The organism is Nostoc sp. NMS7 (assembly GCF_017115085.1).
GTDB lineage: Bacteria > Cyanobacteriota > Cyanobacteriia > Cyanobacteriales > Nostocaceae > Nostoc.
In genome coordinates this window covers 70,627-86,288 of the sequence record NZ_JABXKJ010000185.1, presented here as the reverse complement: position 1 = coordinate 86,288, position 15,662 = coordinate 70,627, and the positions used below count along the sequence as shown (strand labels likewise).

14 protein-coding genes are annotated in these 15,662 nt (G+C 41.3%); 3 read left to right on the top strand and 11 right to left on the bottom strand.

Annotated features, from left to right (window positions below; genetic code table 11):
• Nucleotides 1-14: 14 nt before the first annotated feature.
• The 3 genes from gmd to HWQ38_RS20695 all read right to left on the bottom strand — a co-directional run bounded on the left by gmd (nt 15) and on the right by HWQ38_RS20695 (nt 3,727).
• The gene (gene gmd / locus HWQ38_RS20705; RefSeq protein WP_292797160.1) at nt 15-1,094 is read right to left on the bottom strand and encodes a GDP-mannose 4,6-dehydratase; all 1,080 of its coding nucleotides are present in this window, start codon (nt 1,092-1,094) and stop codon (nt 15-17) included.
• A 619-nt stretch (nt 1,095-1,713) separates the two neighbouring features.
• Nucleotides 1,714-2,472, bottom strand: a complete 759-nt coding sequence (locus HWQ38_RS20700; protein WP_292797205.1) for a sugar transferase — start codon at nt 2,470-2,472, stop codon at nt 1,714-1,716.
• A gap of 112 nt (nt 2,473-2,584) precedes the next feature.
• Entirely contained in the window at nt 2,585-3,727 is a 1,143-nt protein-coding gene (locus HWQ38_RS20695) for a glycosyltransferase (RefSeq protein WP_292797157.1), read from the bottom strand.
• 437 nt (nt 3,728-4,164) lie between these two features.
• Here HWQ38_RS20695 and HWQ38_RS20690 point away from each other — a divergent pair, with 437 nt between their 5' ends.
• Entirely contained in the window at nt 4,165-5,103 is a 939-nt protein-coding gene (locus HWQ38_RS20690; protein WP_292797155.1) for an NAD-dependent epimerase/dehydratase family protein, read from the top strand.
• Nucleotides 5,104-5,146: 43 nt separating this feature from the next.
• Here HWQ38_RS20690 and HWQ38_RS20685 read toward each other — a convergent pair whose 3' ends face one another.
• A complete protein-coding gene (locus HWQ38_RS20685; protein WP_292797153.1) occupies nt 5,147-5,872 on the bottom strand; it encodes a Uma2 family endonuclease in 726 nt (241 codons plus the stop codon).
• Between the two features lie 460 nt (nt 5,873-6,332).
• On the opposite strand from HWQ38_RS20685, the gene HWQ38_RS20680 reads away from it, so the two are divergent.
• Entirely contained in the window at nt 6,333-7,208 is an 876-nt protein-coding gene (locus tag HWQ38_RS20680) for an SMP-30/gluconolactonase/LRE family protein (RefSeq protein WP_292797150.1), read from the top strand.
• A 104-nt stretch (nt 7,209-7,312) separates the two neighbouring features.
• Here the strand turns inward: HWQ38_RS20680 and HWQ38_RS20675 are convergent, their stop codons facing one another.
• The 5 genes from HWQ38_RS20675 to HWQ38_RS20655 form a co-directional block, all read right to left on the bottom strand.
• Nucleotides 7,313-9,049, bottom strand: a complete 1,737-nt coding sequence (locus HWQ38_RS20675; protein WP_292797148.1) for an ABC transporter ATP-binding protein — start codon at nt 9,047-9,049, stop codon at nt 7,313-7,315.
• An 86-nt stretch (nt 9,050-9,135) separates the two neighbouring features.
• Nucleotides 9,136-10,833: an ABC transporter ATP-binding protein gene (locus HWQ38_RS20670; RefSeq protein WP_292797203.1), complete on the bottom strand. Its 1,698-nt coding sequence runs from the start codon at nt 10,831-10,833 to the stop codon at nt 9,136-9,138.
• 73 nt (nt 10,834-10,906) lie between these two features.
• Nucleotides 10,907-11,083: a hypothetical protein gene (locus HWQ38_RS20665; protein WP_292797145.1), complete on the bottom strand. Its 177-nt coding sequence runs from the start codon at nt 11,081-11,083 to the stop codon at nt 10,907-10,909.
• Between the two features lie 89 nt (nt 11,084-11,172).
• Entirely contained in the window at nt 11,173-13,380 is a 2,208-nt protein-coding gene (locus tag HWQ38_RS20660; RefSeq protein WP_292797144.1) for a DEAD/DEAH box helicase, read from the bottom strand.
• 611 nt (nt 13,381-13,991) lie between these two features.
• Nucleotides 13,992-14,201 carry a hypothetical protein gene (locus HWQ38_RS20655; protein ID WP_292797141.1) on the bottom strand — a complete coding sequence of 70 codons (210 nt, stop codon included), beginning with the start codon at nt 14,199-14,201 and terminating at the stop codon, nt 13,992-13,994.
• A 199-nt stretch (nt 14,202-14,400) separates the two neighbouring features.
• On the opposite strand from HWQ38_RS20655, the gene HWQ38_RS20650 reads away from it, so the two are divergent.
• The gene (locus HWQ38_RS20650; RefSeq protein WP_292797139.1) at nt 14,401-14,823 is read left to right on the top strand and encodes a DUF2442 domain-containing protein; all 423 of its coding nucleotides are present in this window, start codon (nt 14,401-14,403) and stop codon (nt 14,821-14,823) included.
• Nucleotides 14,824-14,973: 150 nt separating this feature from the next.
• Here HWQ38_RS20650 and HWQ38_RS20645 read toward each other — a convergent pair whose 3' ends face one another.
• Both HWQ38_RS20645 and HWQ38_RS20640 read right to left on the bottom strand, forming a co-directional pair.
• Nucleotides 14,974-15,327, bottom strand: a complete 354-nt coding sequence (locus tag HWQ38_RS20645) for a DUF5615 family PIN-like protein (protein ID WP_292797137.1) — start codon at nt 15,325-15,327, stop codon at nt 14,974-14,976.
• Nucleotides 15,324-15,656 (bottom strand): DUF433 domain-containing protein, encoded by a 333-nt coding sequence (locus tag HWQ38_RS20640; RefSeq protein ID WP_292797135.1) that lies wholly within the window; start codon nt 15,654-15,656, stop codon nt 15,324-15,326. Before HWQ38_RS20640 ends, HWQ38_RS20645 begins: the two co-directional genes overlap by 4 nt.
• Nucleotides 15,657-15,662 lie beyond the last annotated feature (6 nt).

Here is a 15,662-nt window from a genome sequence, read left to right as displayed (position 1 = left end):
CTCTGTGGTGCGAATCAGAAATGGAGAGCGCCCAGTTCTTGACGAGTAGTAGCAATATCATGTGGAAATTGCGAGCCATTTCCATTCGGTGAAGTGTGACCCAATGCTTGTAAATCTGCTTCTACCATTAGGGAAACTAGTTCTTCAAAGGTTACTGATGTTGTCCAGCCCAATTTTTGCCGTGCTTTGGTAGAATCGCCAATCAACAACTCTACCTCAGATGGACGGAGGTAACGCTCATCAAACTCTACATAATCTTCCCAATTGAGATTTACATAATTAAATGCCAGTTCCAAAAACTCTCGCACCGAGTGGGTTTCACCAGTCGAAATTACGTAATCCTCTGCTTGGTCTTTCTGCAACATCAACCACATTGCTTTCACGTAATCCTTCGCATAGCCCCAATCTCGCTTGGCATCTAGATTACCCATGTAAATTTTTTTCTGCTTCCCAGCAACGATACCAGCCACGGCTCTAGTAATTTTGCGGGTTACAAAGGTTTCACCGCGCCGTGGTGACTCGTGGTTAAAAAGTATGCCGTTACAAGCAAACAAACCATAAGACTCACGGTAATTTATAGTTTGCCAATGGGCGTAAACTTTAGCACAGGCATAAGGACTGCGGGGATAGAAGGGCGTTGTCTCATTTTGAGGTATTGCTTGTACTAAACCATACATTTCTGAAGAACCCGCCTGGTAAAATCGCACCTGAATTCCAGTACGCTGTTGGTAGTCCCGAATTGCTTCCAACAGACGCAGCGTGCCCATTCCTACAGCATCCACCGTGTATTCTGGGGAATCAAAACTGACTCTGACATGGGATTGAGCGCCGAGGTTGTAAATCTCTACTGGCTTGACATCTTCTAAAATCCGCCGCAACGTCGTACCATCGGTTAAGTCGCCGTAGTGTAGAAACAACCTTACTCCGTCTTTGTGGGGGTCTTCGTAAATATGATCGATACGGTCTGTGTTGAAGGTAGAAGTCCGGCGAATGATGCCATGAACCTCATAACCTTTTTCTAGCAAAAACTCACTTAGATATGAACCATCTTGACCAGTAATACCAGTAATCAACGCTCGTTTCTGTTGCGTCATGCTCAATTATTCCTTATTGTTCTTTGATTAAAAAGTTACAGGCAATCTGATACAACCTAGCAATTAATTGCTGAATTGCCTAATGGGAAACCTACGAGTTCTTATTGTTAAAACACTTTTTGCCTAAATAAATATACTTAACAAAAAGGAATTTAACACGTAAGCCAACCTGAGATAGATGAAGATTATTTAATTATGTATATTTTTTTAGATAAAGATTCTTTTTGTGTACGTTGTTTTTTGTCAAAACTTCATATATCTCTAGTTTTGTGAAGATTCAATAAAATAGGATTTTAAATTAGACTTCTGGCAAAAATCTGAATATGAGCAAAACGAACCACAGAGAGAAGTTTCAGCTAGGTAGAAAGACATAAACCTCGTCCATTTTGAAAACTGAAGTAAGTAGTACAGGCAGCGTTCGACTGACTTGTACTGAGCTTGGCCGCTACTACCTGCATTTTAGCAAGATGCTGCCGCTACTTTTAAAACTATAGTTCTCAAAATAGATGGAGTTTAAATAGAGATAACTATATAAAGCAAAGATGAACAGTCGTTTAGTCTAGGGCAATTGGTACTTAGGGGCATTAACTGCCCCCCAGAATCCACCCTAAGTAGTTACTCAGTATGCCCCGTTATTTTTGGGCAGAATGACCACATCAACAGTTTTCAAGATGATCCATAAATCAAGCCAGAAATTCCTAAATTTCACATAATGCAGGTCTATTTGGACTCGCCGAGGGTAGGGAATATCATTACGCCCAGACACCTGCCACAATCCAGTAATTCCTGGACGGATTGTTAAAATCTCATCAATGTGACAACCGTATTTTGGCAGTTCTTCTGCTACTAAGGGTCGGGGGCCGACTACACTCATGTCCCCTTTTAAAACGTTCCAGAACTGGGGAAATTCGTCTAAGCTAGTAATTCGCAAAAATCGACCAATTTTGGTAATCCGGGGGTCTTGTTTCAGCTTAAAACTGCTCTCAAATTCTTGTCGCAACTGGGGAGATGTTTCCATCATTTGCACCAGGATTTCGTCTGCATTGCTCACCATTGTTCGGAATTTAATACAATAAAACGCTTTGTAATTTTTCCCTACCCGTTCGTGGACATAAAAAATTGGACCATCTGAGCTCAAAGCAATCAGCAAGGCCAAGATTAAGTAGACCGGGAAGAACAAAATTAACACCGACAGCGAAAACACTATATCGAACAGTCGCTTGGCAAACTCTCCGTTTAAACCCTGAAAGGATAAACCTTTGGGTTTAACTTTTGGCGTCTTTGTTTTTTGACCGCGTTTTAAGAAAGTCCGCGTAGACGCTCTAGTGTCTTGCCGTACGCCTCGCTTGCCGGAGAGGAGTGAGCTCTGGGCAGTCATCATACTCCTTAATAATCCACACCACACATAGTCCCAATATTAAAGCGAAAATGAGGTGCTTCTGGGGGGAAATTGCCAAAAGCCTAAAAAAATAAGAGATTAACCAAGACCATCATTCCAAAAACGGTCTTTTTTCGTTGCACTTGTTTACAAAACCGAGAAAACGATCTGCAAAGATTTGCGGTGAAAACTGGGCGGCGTGCGATCGCATATACTCAGAACTGAAAGAACCCTCATACATTTCAAATTTTTCTACTGCCTCCACCAAAGCCGCCTCTGTTTGCGTCCTGAAAAATATACCTGTCCCTGTATCCACACAAGAACGGATATCTCGCACTGTTTCTAAAGCACCTCCTGCACCATAAGCAATCACTGGCGTGCCACAAGCCTGTGCTTCCACTAGGGCAATACCAAAATCTTCACAAGCTGCATACACAAACGCCTTAGCCCTAGACATATATTTTTTTACCACATTATCGGGTTGCCATCCCAGTATTTCGATATTGGAGTTTGCCATCTCGCGGATTTTTTCCATTTCATCTCCTGTACCAATGACTACTAATGGTCGTTTTAGTTGATTAAAAGCGTTGACAATCAACGATACTTGCTTATAACTCACTAACCGGGAAACTGTCAGGTAAAAGTCCTCTTTCTCAGACAGAAACGGAAATTCCGCAATATTCACTGGTGGGTAAATGACTGTGGCTTCTCGCCGATAGCAACGCCAAATTCGCCGAGCTGTATACTGCGAGTTGGCAATGAAGTAATCAACGCGATTGGCACTCAATACATCCCACTGGCGCAAACGATGTAATAAATATCGCGTTAACCACCCAGGTAAACCACTACCCAGTTTGCTGTGGCGCAGATAATCAAAGGTCAAGTCCCAGGCATAGCGCATCGGGCTGTGGCAGTAGCAAATATGCATCTGTTCGGAAGTGGTAAGGATTCCTTTGGCAACAGCGTGGGATGAAGACAGAATTACGTCATAATGGCGCAAATCCAGTTGTTCAATTGCCAACGGCCACAAAGGCAAGTATTTTTGTACGCCGTTGCGGGCATAGGGAAAGTGCTGGAGAAACGTCTTGCCAATCTGACGCTTGTATAAATAACTTTCTCTATTGCTGGATTCAAAATCGATTAGAGCATATAAATCAGCATCAATATGATTCAAAATTTCTCGGACAACGAGTTCTGAACCACCGGTGGCTTTGGGTGTCAGCCACTCATGAACTAAAGCATATTTCAAGGGCACAGCTAAACAATTCAAAATTCAAAATGACGCTCTCTACCAGACCCTTCGGCAAGCTCAGGGCATCGCGCTGCGCGTAGCTTGTCCTCCGCAGGAGTACGCGGACTCGCTAACGCTACGCTAACAAAATTCAAAATTGAAGGAAGATAGTCTTCTTAGACTCCGACTGAAAAGTTTCAGTTTCTCCTTGTGATTAATTAACGGGAAGCGCCCTAGATTAGCAAATGGGACGCAATCTTTCCCCCAGAGGTTCCAGATAGATGCTGTAACCTGATAACCTCAGATTGGGCATTGGGCATGGGGCATTGGGCATTGAGCATGGGGCATTGTCTCCCTCATCTCCCTAATCTCCCTCATCTCCGTCACTCCCCAGTACAGACGCGATTAATCGCGTCTCTGCCCACTCCCTTAACAACAACTGATATAGAAAGGGGAAACTTATGCGAATTCTAATTATGGGTGGTACTCGGTTCATTGGTGTCTATTTGACTCAACTACTAGTGGAACAAGGACACGAGGTGGTGCTGTTCAATCGTGGGAATCGGCCAGCACCTTCTTTACAGGGAGTAGGACAAATTATAGGCGATCGCACGGATGCTACCCAAATAAAAGCAAAATTATCACCAGAAAAGTTTGATGTCATTTTTGACAATAATGGGCGGGAACTGACTGATACTCAACCACTGGCAGAGATTTTTCAAGATCGAGTGCAACATTTTGTGTATATGAGTTCTGCGGGGGTGTATCTCAAATCTGACCAATTGCCCCACATAGAAGGTGATCTAGTAGATCCCAAAAGTCGCCACAAGGGTAAGCATGAAACAGAGGCTTACCTGACTCAATTGGGATTGCCCTTTACCTCTATTCGTCCTACTTATATTTACGGACCCCGTAATTATAATGAGTTGGAAGGCTGGTTTTTTGACAGAATTGTGCGCGATCGCCCGATTCCTATCCCCGGAAATGGCTTACATATCACCCAGCTAGGTCATGTGAAAGACTTGGCAAAAGCTTTAACTCAGGTTTTAGGTAATAAACAAGCTATAGGACAGATTTATAATATATCTGGCGATCGCTTTGTCACTTTTGATGGTTTAGCCCGTGCTAGTGCTGTAGCTGCTGGCAAATCACCTGATGCTGTAAAAATCGTCCATTACGACCCGAAAAAGTTTGATTTCGGCAAGCGCAAAGCTTTTCCAATGCGAGTGCAGCATTTCTTTGCTTCGGTAAACAAAGCGCAAACAGAATTAAACTGGCATCCTGAATATGATTTAATTTCTGGGTTACAAGACTCTCTGGAAAATGATTATTTGGCGAATGCAAAAGACAAAGCCGAAGTAGATTTCTCTGTAGATGAGGAGATTTTACAAGCTGTTTAACAACAAGATTCCCGACTTCTCTAAAAAGTCGGGAATCTGAGCCTTATATTTCATCTGGATTGATACCTAATTCGCGCAATTTTGCTGCTAATTTATCAGCCCGTTGCCTTTCTTGTTCTAGCTGTGTAGAAATCCAATTTCCTCTTTCATCGTACCAACGTAACCACGAACGATCAATACCTTGGTAAGCGCCTTGCCAAAGTCCCAAACCTAATTGTATTCCTGGCATCCACACTCTAGAAGTAGTTACATCTATTTCGTGATAACTATCTGCAACTAGTTGAAATGCTTGCAGCTTATCAGTGTAGCGGTCAAAAACAATATAATAGGGAACTCTTAAAATTCGTTCATAAACTTCCCATTTGGTCGGTGGTTGGTTAACTTCTCTGAGAGTTTGTCCCAAGTCTTCTTTTTCTGTCCCTGGAGACAAAAGTTCTACCATTACGAAAGGCGCAACCCCTTCTTGCCAAATCACATAACTTAAACGTAAATCTCGCTGTTCATAAAGGCGGGAAACTCCGACTACTGCAAACCAATCTGGGCGTTTGTACCACAGTGGATGGTGCAGGTCATAATAAATATTTAAGTCAGAGGCAACCAATACCTGATCTGCTAGATATGTCGGAGGAGAGAAGGTATCGCCTAAAAGTCGGGGTTGCAAAATGTGAAATTCGTCAGGCAAGCCAGAGTCCTCCGGGTATTCACTGGGAAGATCATACATGGTAGGTAGGACTTCTTTGGGGGAGAGAGGCGGGTCTGTTTGGTACATAAGGGGAATCTTGACCGACTAACTTTAAGTTAACGGATCAGGGCAAAGGTTTGGTCAAAGTCAAAAGAAAGAATCTTTTCTTTGACCTGGGAAAGACACGATTAATTGATTTTTAGTTTTTACGGGAACAGCAATAAAGATTTTCTCTTTTTATTTATTTTCAATATAAAGTTAGTAATGCAGAATTTTGTGGTTATACCGCATATTTTATCTTAAAAAAAGCACCTAATGAATTAAACACAACAAAATTAACTAATAATAAAGCTCAAAATCGAAGCTGGATATTGACAAACCCAACAATCAGAGATTAGGATTGTACCCATGATTTAATTAGTTTGCTTGCTAATCAGTAAACAACAGATATGAATAAAGTGGAGTATCTTATTCTCAAGTCTGTTTTAGATTTTCATGAAACTCTCAAAAATGTTGCAGAAGATCACAAAATATCTCATAACTGCTTATGGGACAATATCCACTCCACAATGTTCTAGAAGCCCGTGCCCGTTTAGGCGAAAGCCCGATCTGGGACTCTACACAAAACCTACTGTACTGGGTCGATATTTATAACCATCGGGTGCATCAGTTTCATCCTGCTACGGGGAAAAACTGCTTTTTTGATGTGGGAGATGTCGTAGGTGCGATCGCAACAGCAGGTGCAGGTAGATTAATTATGGCACTGCGTCATCACCTAGCATTTCTCAACACCCAGACAGGTGAAGTTACCCCCATTTTGGAGATTGAAGGAAATCTGTCAGATAACCGTCTTAATGATGGCAAATGCGACTCTCAAAGACGCTTTTGGTTTGGCTCAATGTGTTCCTTAGAAAAACCCCAGGCTAGCCTCTATCGCTATGACCCTGACAATTCATTGCATGTCATAGAAATAGGATTAACTATCTCTAATGGTCTGGGGTGGAGTCCTGACGAAAAGACGTTTTACTTGACAGATTCCCCCCATAAAAAAATATACGCTTACGACTTTAACTCAATAACAGGAAACATTAGTAATCGCCGTATTTTTGTTGATTTAACTAATGAATCCTTCTACCCAGATGGGTTGACAATAGACAGTCAAGGACATCTCTGGTCAGCTATGTGGGATGGATGGTGTGTGATTCGTTTCAACGCCAAGGGTGAAGAGATACTGCGGATAAAGCTACCAGTGCAATTGCCAACTAGCTGTACTTTTGGGGGTGAGGATTTGCAAACACTTTACATTACCACTGCTTCAGTTGGACTCAGCCAAGCAGAGATTGAAAAAAGTTTCTACTCTGGTGATTTGTTTGCTCTCCAGACTGATGTTAGTGGATTACCTGCATATACTTTTCAGGGGTAATTAATACTAATTCGTGATTATAGCTAGTAAGTTGGGTTGAACAAAGTGAAACCCATTATTTCCTTGAATTCCAAAAGTTTTCGATTTACTGAGTTTTGGGAAAACTAAACAAATGTCCCAAATTGTAGACCATACAAATTGGCGTATACACCCTGTTTAGCAATCAACTCTGCATGGGTTCCACGCTCAACAATTTTACCTTGCTCAACTACCAGTACTTGGTCGGCGTTAATCACCGTGCTAAGGCGGTGAGCAATGACAAAGCTAGTGCGATCCTTAAACAGCCGAGCAAGTGCTTCCTGAACTAGGGCTTCGGTACGAGTATCAATGCTGCTGGTGGCTTCATCCAAAATCAAAATTCGAGGATTAATTAAAACCGCTCGCGCAATACTAATTAGTTGTTGTTGTCCTTGACTCAGGCTAGTTCCCTGCTCTCCCAAACGAGTTGCATAACCTTGGGGTAAACTAGTAATAAACTCGTGAACATTGGCAATTTGTGCTGCTTGTTCAATCTCTGCTTGGGTGGCATCTTTTCGACCAAAGGCGATATTTTCGGCAACTGTGCCACTTAACAATATTGTATCTTGCAAAACTATCCCAATCTGACGCCTTAAACTTGCTTGTGTGACACGCCGGATATCAATATTGTCAATAGTAATCATACCACCCAAGACATCATAGAAGCGCAAAATTAAGTTGATGATTGTGCTTTTCCCTGCTCCAGTTGCACCCACTAAGGCAATCATTTGTCCTGGTTTGGCATGAAAATTTGCCCCCTTAAGAGCCAACTGGTTATGAGCATAGCCAAATGTTACATACTCAAACTTGACTTCACCCTGAATTGCTGGCATTTCTATTGCATCAGGCGCATTTTGCAGCAATGCAGGTTCATCGAATAGGAGAAAAATTCGTTCTAATCCTGCGATCGCTGATTGGGCTTGGGTGTAAAATTGACTAAGAATTTGAATTGGCTGAAAAAATTGCTGAACGTAAATTAGGAATGAAGTTACAGTTCCTACTGTTGCTTCACCTTTTACTGTCAGATACCCCCCATAAACTAGCACCCCTGCTGTTCCTACGGTGTTAAGAAAATCAATTGAGGGTAAAAAGGCAGAGGTAATTCCTACAGCTTGTACATTCGCATCCCGATTCGCAGCATTGAGAGTATCAAATTGCTGCATATTATATTGGATGCGATTAAATGCTTGTGCTTCCCGAATACTGTTAATATCTTCCTCGAACCTCGCCGAAAGTTGACCGATAGTCTGTCGCGTTACCCGAAATCTTGTTTTTGCCCATGAAGCAAACAATCCTGTGGCAAAAATCATCAAGGGTACAACTAAGTTGCTCATCAATCCCAATTGCAGGTTGAGCAAAAGCATGGCGATGATAATCCCAATTAAGCTGAATACATTGCCAATAATTTGAGCGATCGCCATTCCAAATGTTTGCTCTACAGTACTGACATCATTCAATAAACGACTCATTAAGTCACCCGATTGGCTACGATCAAAAAAGCCCAAGGGTAAGCTTTGAATTTTTATGAAAATATCACGACGTAATTGACCCAAAAGATGCTGCATAATCCAGCCAATCTGCCTAATTTGACTTCTGATAATCAAACTACCAGTAACATAGACAACTGCTAGCAGAATTAACATCTGCATTAAACCCCGCCAGTTCCCACGTATAATCAAATTGTCAATTGACCAACCGACAAGAAATGGGCCTGTGGCTTGACACGCAGCACCAGCAATTACCAATCCTATAGTCATCAAAATATCTTGGCGATAAGGGAGAAAGTATTGCAGAAATCGTCGCAGTGTTTGGTAAGAAGGCAAAGTATCTTTTGATCTAAAAATATTTTTTTTAATCACTTTAAATTCGAGGTTTCTAATAAAATGAGAACTCCATAAACCCGATTTATTTAAGAAACCGAGTTTATTTGTTTAACTTGTGATTCTAAAATAGAACCGTACAAGGGACTCCCCAGCATCAACTCTTCATGGGTTCCCTGAGCAACAAGTTCTCCTCCATCAATCAAAAGAATCCGGTCAGCATTTTTGACTGTACTGATACGTTGAGCGATCGCAAATACTGTACAAGTTCGACTCTTCATTAATTTATCAAGAGATGCGTAAATTTGCCTTGCGGTTTTGGCATCGACCGCAGATGTGCTATCATCTAAAATTAAAATTCGATAATCAGTCAGAAACGTGCGAGCGATCGCTATCCGTTGTTTTTGCCCTCCTGATAAACCTACCCCGCGTTCTCCCACAATTGTTTCATAGCCATCTGGCAAACTGATAATAAATTCGTGAATATGGGCAATTCTAGCGGCTTCCATCACTAGCTCTAAGGGAGCATTGGGTATAGCATAGGCAATATTATCGCGGATGCTACCTGAAAAGAGCCTCGTTTCTTGGAAAATCATCCCAATATGCGTGCGTAAACTATGAAGTGTAAAATCACGTACATCATTACCGTCGATGCGAATTGCTCCCTCTGTCACATCATAAAAGCGGGGAATCAGGTTGACAAGGGTGCTTTTTCCTGAACCTGTCCTCCCTAAAATTGCAATCAGTTCGTTAGGTTTGGTTTCAAAGGAAACGCCTTTAAGGGCATAATTAGTCGCCCCAGGATAGCGAAAAGACACATCCTCAAAGGTAATTCTGATACTGCTGGTGTGAAAAGGAATTGCATGAGGGCGATCGCGAATTTCCTCTTCAGTATCAATTACCTCATATACTCGTTTAGCCGAAGCCGCCGCCTGTGCAATTCCTGCCGAAGCGAAGCCCAACTGGAAAATTGGTTGGAGAACCACAGCTAAATAGGAATTAAAAGCTACTAATTCCCCAACTGAGAATTGTTTGCCAATGACAATGCTACCACCATAACCAAGCACCCCTAACGTTACTAAATTGTTTAACAAAAATATAAAGGGGAAAAGATTAGAAATTGCCCAAATTGCTTTCAGGTTAGCAGCGATTACTTCCTGATCTCTGTAAATATAACGTTCAATTTCAGCGTCTTCTCGAACAAAAGCTTTAATTAAACGAACGCCGAGCAGGTTCTCTTTCAAAACTGCATTCAGTTCTCCCAATAGCTGTTGTACCCGACCAAATAGCATTCCAGCTTTCGAGAAAAACCGGAACAACAAAAACGCAGCGATGGGTACAGCAGTCAGTGTAATTAATGCCAATTGCCAGTTCATTACTAGCAAAATTACAGTAATTGTAACTAAAGTCAAGATGGAACTGATGACCTGAAGTAAAGTAGTACCAATGAAGGTGCGTATTTGTTCAATATCTCTGGTAATCCGCGTCAATAGTTGTGAAGTTGGGGCGCGATCGTGATAGCTGAAACTGAGGTTCTGAATTTTGTGGAAAATCTGATTTCGCAATCTGTAGGCGACTCCTTGAGCAACTGCTTCTGCCCAAAAACCCTGTCCAAAATTGGATACTCCTCTAGCGATCGCCACACAAATTAACAAACTGCCTGCTTGAAAAACAACATCTAAGTCTTTTTTAGCAATACCTTGGTCAATTCCCCACCGGAAAAGTTGTGGAGTCAAAGCATTGGCAGCAATCAGGAGTAACAAACTCAGCAAAGCACCTATACCCATCCAGCGATACCCATTCAGATACCCTAAAGCGCGTTTGAGTGATTGGATTTGTGAAGGGGAACCGACATCTTGTTTAAGCAACGTTGTAGTTGTACCTCGTTTCTTTGGTAATTAATTCTCTAAACCGTAAAATCTCATCTGCTGCTTGCTGATATCCACCTATTCCAATACTGCGTAGGTTTTGCTTAAAAAATAAACAACCTACGAATATTCTTAACCGAGCAGTATTGCCACCTATAGCGGTTTTCATTTGAATGCAATACACTTTGACCTATCTCCTTTTAGGAGAAAGGCTTTGAATCTTACTCCCCTTCCCTTGTAGGGAAGGGGCTGTTCTTGTTAGGTCTGTATTTCACTCAACACAGAAGCGTTATATTCTCTCCACAGTGCTACTTGCTGTTTGAGTTCTCTTATATCTAAATAATCGCTAGCAAAAGCTTTCCGTAAAAGTGGATGAGGAATAAATTTATCATACTTTTGAATTTCTGGTGCTTCTGAAGTACTGACTAAATCTTCTGGGGTAATTCTTTGCTCACACAAGGAAGCAATTTCACGATAAAGATATTTAAATTTATCCTTGCCTAATTTAATTGTTAAATAATAGGGATTTACTCCGCTAATACTTGTAATTTCCAACGATTCTCGACAGTAGGAGTTGAGTAATCTTTCTAAGGTGCGATAAGCAACCGTACCCATCCAAGGAAAAATGCAGCATTTACCTTTTTCCAATTGCAAGATATTATGTTTATCTAATCCAACTTGCTGCGCCAATTGGCGAACTTTACGTAAACGTTGCAAAGCATTTTTTTGCAAATAGCTGTACTCGACATTCTCAAATAAAACTTGCCGCATTCGTTGCAAAACTTTGGTATGAATAGTACCACCACTACCACGCCAATAAATACTAGCTTTCCCCTCGGCTTGTTTAACAAAGATAGTCTTCTTTTTAAAATCAACTTCTACGACTTCCCAACTTCTTCCAGCTAAAGCAAATTGATTACCAACAGCAGGCGGCGTGACAATACTACCCATTTCCGTTGCACCTTGCTTAACAATATATTCTTGTTGTTCAGCAAAGACAGCATAAAACTGAAATTTTCTCACAATCTTTTCTCCTACCAAACCCAGGATTAATTTACCTTGTTCAGTATGTTGAATATGACCAATATCAATTAAATAGCGTAGCAATAGTTGGAAATCCTCTTTAGAAATAGTAGCAAAGGGCGGCAGACTAAAAATTTGTTTAGCTAGGGCATTAGGTGAAATTTCCCCCATTGCTGTTATGATACTCATTGTTTGGTGATAAAGCAAACTTAAAGGATATTTAATTAGTCTGATTGGTTCAATCCATTGCTCCTCTAAATAAAGTTGAATGATAGCGATACACTGCAAAAGTTGCCAGGGCATTTGCTCTGGTAGAGAAGCTTCTGGTAATGGTTTATCTTCGGCACAGATAAAGCGCATATCGGCAGTTTCACCTCTTCGCCCACTACGTCCTAAGCGCTGTAAAAAGCTAGCTACAGACAAGGGTGATTCTAACTGAATAACTCGCTCTAAATGACCGATATCTATGCCTAATTCTAACGTCAGAGTGGCGGCGGTAACAGCTGGATTGTTGGCTTCACGCATCGCATTTTCAGCTGCTTGCCGCAAGCTAGCAGATATACTCCCATGATGCACATGATATATATCTGGTAGTCCTTGTTTTGTGGCAATTTGTCGCAAAGATGCTATTACAGATTCGGTACGCGTCCGATTATTTGCAAATATCAGGCATTTGCGAGATTTGCTGAGGTTGAAAATATGTTGTTCATCAGCTGTCGCCTCTGATTCATCTACTTCATCAGTAATATAAAAATGTTCTACAGCTAGTTTGATTTGGCGTTTTATCGCGTCAACTTGCGGTGTAATCACTGGCTTATCTGTTCCAGAACGCAACCACTCTTCAGCTATTGAGTAATCCCCAAGAGTTGCTGATAAACCAATACGGCGCGGTTGTTTTTGCGTCAACTTTGCTAAACGTTGTAATTGGCAAATAATTTGACAACCGCGTTCTGAACCCATAAAGGCGTGAATTTCATCAATAATCACAAATCTTAAATCACCAAATAAGCGAAGTAGGTCGTTATTTTTGTTGATTAACAAACTTTCTAGAGATTCTGGTGTAATTTGTAAAATGCCTTGAGGATTCTTTAAAAGCTTGTTTTTTCGACTTTGAGAAACATCACCGTGCCAGTGCCAAACGGGAATATCTGCTTCTTTGAGTAAGTCGTTGAGGCGCTCAAATTGATCATTAATTAAAGCTTTGATTGGACTAATATATAATGCCCCGATAGTTGCAGCCGGGTTAGTATGTAATAGAGTTAAAATTGGTAGAAAGGCTGCTTCTGTTTTACCCGCAGCAGTTGCAGCAGTAACTAGCAAGTGAGCATCGGTGTCAAATATAACTTCACAAGCGGCAATTTGAACTGGTCGTAATTCAGTCCACTGGTGATGATAAATATATTCTTGGATGAAGGGTGCAAGTCTGCTAAAGGCATCGCTCATGTTTTTATAAATAATTAGTAATACCAATTCTGTATGAAAATCTTCCTCCAGAGTGGATTTCGATATCCCCAGTGCATTAGACGTAGGTTGGGTGGAGCGGAGCGCAACCCAACTGATTATCGGCTCAACGATACACTAAAATGAATGCGTGAATTACTTAAATAAACAAGCAAACAAGCGAATTGAGTAAGTCATAAGCCTTTTGGCTTGCGGAAAACACCAAAATCAGTAAGTCATAAGCCATTTTGAGTGAGTCAAATGCCATTTGACTTACGGAAAACACCGAAATAAGAAAGTGATATGGCATTTTTAGTAAGTCAAACGCTATTTTACTTGCGGAAAACACCAAAATAAGAAAGTGATATGGCATTTTTAGTAAGCAATATCTCATTTTGAGTAAGTCGAATGCCATTTTACTTATCAAATATGAAGTTTTGAAAAAGCAATATGCCTTTTTGCTGATTGAATATGAATTTAAGTTAAATATGCGATGCCCTTTTCTACGAGACGCTGCGCGAACTGCTCAGGGTAAGACCTGCGGCGGGCGTAGCGATCGCAATTGGGAGAGATTAACCCACGATCTTGCAACACTTTTGCTCAGTTATGGTTTTTTATCCACCGTCTGCTGCTTGCATCTGCTTTAGAACTGCTGCTTGGATTTTGGCATCAAAGTCGGGATCATCTACAGTTGTGATAATATTGCGTGGGCGATCGCCAAGTCTATCCAGATATACTCGAATAGCTATTTTGTCCTCACGATGTCGGAGAAAATATTGCCTCAATTCCTGATCAGACATGGCTGCATAGTTGACTTGACTCATTAGAACACCTCTCCATCCGGCGTAATTTGAAACTTAAGATTCTCAGTGCTTCCAGCCAAAACATAAAGATTGCTGGTTCGATCATCTACGCAGACAAGATGTATGGGCTGAAGTGTAATATACCTTAGCCAGTAGCTAAGACGATATAGACCTCTCAATTGGGCATCAGGGGTATCACTTGATAAACAATAACAATATCATGGTTAAAAAAATTGCGGCTACAGAAGTATTAAAAGAAAAGCTAGCCAATGCCAGAGCAAAGTCAGATGCGATCGCCACATCTGAAGCACAGGCTACTCGTGCTTTTTATGACCCTTATTTAGGAATGATTATAGTTTTCTTGTCCAACAAATGTATGTTTGGGTTCCCTTCAGAGGCAGGAGAAGGACTAGCGGGTGCTTCAATTAAGGACTTAGCAGAAGTAGAGGTAACACCTTCTGGTGAAGGATTACACTGGAAAACCCTAGATGTAGATTTGAGTATTTCTGCTTTGATGAATGGAATATTTGGAACTAAAAAATGGATGGCTGAACTTGCGAGAAAGGGTGGAAGTTTCACTTCTTTTGCAAAATCTGAAGCATCTCGACTGAATGTTACAAAGGGCGATCGCCCCCGAAAATAAACTATACTGTCTACTGATGAAGCTTGATGTATTAACTCACCATAAAGCGATCGCATCTAACGCTGTAGTTCTGCTGCAACGACTTGTTATGTCGCATTTCTCACCAACTAATCGACACACATCCATAGTAATCCCGCATCTTGGAGTTACTTAGAATGGGATAGACATGATCTGATTAACCCATTCCTCAGCAGTAGAAGCTTCCCAAACGAGGATGAGTGCTTCAATTGCATCACTGAGTGACAAATTCTGGGAAAGAATCAAAATTCCAGAACTGGTTTTTGACATTATGAACTCACCAAACTCAGTAGGCATGGTTTTACGATCATGGGTCACGAGGACTCTACCATCCTGTGCTGCGATCGCCAATACCTCTGAATCTTTCTTACCTTCGAGCAATGCTGTATAGGCTGATTGAAAATCAAGATTTGGTTGCCTACGTATCGTGCCAGTTACAATCGCTTGGCGTAGGTCAGCATCTGCTTGAAATCGAACTATCGTCATGCCTCGCTGTGCTTCTGTATTTGAGCAGTTTTTAATTTTTGATACAGAAGTGGATTTTTCTCTCTAAGAGAGTGTTGCAATTTCTCAAACTCTTTTTCACCTTCTTTTAAATACGCATCAATTAGCTCTCGGTTGGCAAGATAAAAGGTAATAGCACCATAAACCTGCTCCAGCGAGAGTAATGGAAAGTTTTGGGTAATGCTTTCAGGAGACTCACCATTCAAAAAGGCATACACAACTGAATCGAGAGAGATACGAATCCCTTCGATCCAATATCCTCCATCTCGTTGTTCAATATATGGCTTTGCTCTCTTCAGTGCTGCTGTCATAAAACT